Source organism: Actinomadura roseirufa (assembly GCF_900659635.1).
Classification (GTDB): domain Bacteria; phylum Actinomycetota; class Actinomycetes; order Streptosporangiales; family Streptosporangiaceae; genus Spirillospora; species Spirillospora roseirufa.
The window spans coordinates 1-2,934 of the sequence record NZ_CAACVB010000488.1 but is presented as its reverse complement, the minus strand read 5'-3'; the positions used below and the strand labels follow the sequence as shown (position 1 = coordinate 2,934).

Here is a 2,934-nt window from a genome sequence, read left to right as displayed (position 1 = left end):
GTTCACGCGGTGCTCCCCGTCGGCTCCGAGATCAGCGTGAGGAAGGCCGTCTCCAGGTCGTCCGCGCCCGTCCGGTCGCGCAGGCCGCCGGGCGTCCCGGCGAGGAAGGCGGCCGTCCCCTCGTGGGCGGGCGCGCGGCGCGCCGGGGGCTCCGCTTCCGGGGGCGGAGCATCGGGAGCCATGTCGCTGCCCACCTGCCTCTCGCGTCGTCTCGGTTCCCCTGGGCGGAACCTCCGGCCTGTACGACGCGTGGCGACCCGGTCCGGTTCGGTGACATTCCGGTTGACCCGCGCAGTCAGGATGCCGGAATGATCGCAGGTCAGTGCCCCTGGACGGGGCTGGGCGGCCGGTTCCGGACGCGTCCGGGAGGGCGCTCCTTCCGGGTGGGCGGCCCGGTCGGAGACGGGCCCGGCCGCGGAGCGCGCCCGCGGCCGGGCCCGGTGGGTCAGGCCCAGGCCCCGGCGGTCTCCTTCACATAGTCGGCGAACGGCCGCGGGTCCCGTCCGAGGGCCTGCCGCACCCCGTCGTCGGCGTGATCGCCGACGCCGTTCGCGATGTCCCCCAGGAGATCGGTGAGGATCGAGACGAGGGCGTCCGGCACGCCCTGCTCCGCCAGCCGAGCCCTGAACACCGACGCCTCCAGCGGGGTGTAGCGCAGGTCGCGCCCGGACGCCTCGGCGATCAGCCGGACGGCCTCGCGGAACGACAGCGGCTCCGGCCCGGACAGCTCGTAGACCCGCCCGGCGTGCCCGTCGCCGGTGAGCGCGGCCACGGCCACGTCGGCGATGTCCGCGACGTCCACGAAGGCCTCGCGTCCCTCGCCGGCGGGCAGCGCCAGCTCGCCCTCGAGCAGCGCGGGCAGGAACACGTCCTCGCTGAAGTTCTGGGCGAACCACGCCGCGCGGAGGATGGTCCATTCGACGCCGGACTCCCGGACGGCCCGTTCCGCGGGCGCCTGCAGGTCCTGCGGGCGGCCGCCCGGCCCGCGCGCCGACAGCAGCACGATCCGCCGGACGCCCGCGGCGACGGCGGCGCCGGTGAACTCCGTGACGACGTCCGCCTCGACATGCTCGTTCATCGGGACGAGATAGACCGCGCCCGCGCCCTCCAGCGCGGGGCCCCAGGAGCTTCGGTCGGCCCATTCGAAGCGCGTGCCGGTGGAGCGGGACCCGGCGCGCACGGGCACGCCGAGGCCGGTGAGGCGGGGTACGACGCGGCTGCCGGTCTTGCCGCGGGCGCCGAGCACGAGAACCGGTGATGATGATGTGGTCATGGGTCCAGCACACCAGCGCCGTCCGAGACGATCCATGGACGCTCGTCTCGATTCCATGTGAGATCGTCTCTGTATGGACCTCCTGGACGATCTGCTCTCCGGTGTCCGGGCGCGCGGCGCCGTGTTCTGCCGCTCGGTGGCCGAGCCGCCCTGGGCGGTGCGGTTCGCGGCGCCCGCGCCGCTCTCGCTGGCCACGACGCTGCGGGGCGAGGCGTGGCTCGTCCCGGACGGCGGCGCCCCGGTCCGAGCGGGACGGGGCGACATCGTGCTGGTGCGGGGCGAGAACCCGTTCACGGCCGCGGACGCCCCGGACACCGAGCCGCAGGTCGTGGTCGTCGAGGCGGACCGCTGCTACGCGGCGGCGGACGGCCCGGCCGCCGCCGGCCACAACTTCCGCCTGGCCCCCCGCACCTACGGCCTGAGCGAGGAGCTCGCCGGCGCGCTCGGCGGCGACCCGGCGGAGGACGGCCCGGCGCTGCTGATCACCGCCGGGTACCCGATGCGCGGCGACGTGTGCGAGCGGCTGCTGACGACGCTGCCGCCGGTTACGGCCGTGCCGTGGCAGCCGGACTTCGCGCCGCTGCTGGACCTGCTGGCCACCGAGGTCGCCCGCGAGGAGCCGGGCCAGCAGGTCATCCTGGACCGGCTCCTCGACATGCTCCTGGTCCGCGCGCTGCGGGCCTGGTTCGCCCGGCCGGACGCCGAACCGCCTGCGGGATACCGCGCGCTCGCCGACCCGCGGATCGGCCGCGCGCTGCGGGCCCTGCACGAGCGGCCCGACCGGCCGTGGACGGTCGCGGCCCTGGCCGCCGAGGCGGGCATGTCGCGGGCGGTGTTCGCGCGCCGCTTCACGGCGCTGGCCGGCCTGCCGCCCCTGGCCTACCTGACCGAGTGGCGGATGACGCTGGCCGCCGACCTGCTGCGCGAGCGCGGCGCCGGCGTCGCCTCGGTCGCCCGGCGGGTCGGGTACGCCGACGGGTTCGCCTTCAGCGCCGCCTTCAAGCGCGTCCGCGGGGTGTCGCCGAGCACCGTGCTGCGGTCGGCGGATCGGCCCGCCCCGTAGACGTTCTCCCGGCGCCGGGGAACGTGAAGACAGATTACGGACGCCCGCACGGGCCGGGGCCACAGATCTTGAACGCAGGGGTGAGGAGATCTCCGGAGGCGGGCGTTCTAGGCTTGCGGCGTGAGCGAGTCGGGAGCGGCGGCGCCGCGATGGGCGCGAGGGGCCTTCCTCGCGGCCGCGTGCGCGCTGCTCTCGCTCGCCGGGCACGTCCTCGGCGGCGGCCGGATCTGCTGCCTGCCGCCGCTGCCCGCCATCCTCGTCACGAGCGGGGCGATCGGCGCGCTGTGCGTCGGGCTCGCCGGGCAGATGCTGTCCTTCCGGCGCATCCTGGCCGTCCTCGGCTGGGCCCAGCTCGCCTTCCACCTCGCGTTCGGCCTCGGCGGTCCCTCGTTCGGCCACCACCCGGCCGGTGCCGCGATGCCGCAGGGGGCGACCGGCATCGCGATGGGCCCCTCCATGATCGCCGGGCATGCCGCCGCGGCCGTGGCCGCTGCGGCGCTGCTGGCCGGTGCCGAGCGCGCCGTCTGGTGGGTGTGCGGAGCCGTCTTCGCGGTCGCCCTCGCCCGCTCCGTCCCGCGCCCGGCGCGCGCCCACCGCC

The 2,934-nt window shown here is 76.4% G+C and carries 4 protein-coding genes; 2 read left to right on the top strand and 2 right to left on the bottom strand.

Going from position 1 to position 2,934, the window contains the following annotated elements:
* Window positions 1–2: 2 nt before the first annotated feature.
* Both E1291_RS40600 and E1291_RS40595 read right to left on the bottom strand, forming a co-directional pair.
* The gene (locus E1291_RS40600; protein WP_131743348.1) at window positions 3–182 is read right to left on the bottom strand and encodes a hypothetical protein; all 180 of its coding nucleotides are present in this window, start codon (window positions 180–182) and stop codon (window positions 3–5) included.
* Window positions 183–445: 263 nt separating this feature from the next.
* The gene (locus E1291_RS40595) at window positions 446–1,273 is read right to left on the bottom strand and encodes an NAD(P)H-binding protein (protein ID WP_207401235.1); all 828 of its coding nucleotides are present in this window, start codon (window positions 1,271–1,273) and stop codon (window positions 446–448) included.
* Between the two features lie 73 nt (window positions 1,274–1,346).
* On the opposite strand from E1291_RS40595, the gene E1291_RS40590 reads away from it, so the two are divergent.
* The gene (locus E1291_RS40590) at window positions 1,347–2,336 is read left to right on the top strand and encodes an AraC family transcriptional regulator (protein WP_131743344.1); all 990 of its coding nucleotides are present in this window, start codon (window positions 1,347–1,349) and stop codon (window positions 2,334–2,336) included.
* A gap of 120 nt (window positions 2,337–2,456) precedes the next feature.
* Window positions 2,457–2,934, top strand: a 478-nt coding sequence (locus tag E1291_RS40585; RefSeq protein WP_131743342.1) for a hypothetical protein, incomplete at its 3' end; no start/stop codon positions are given.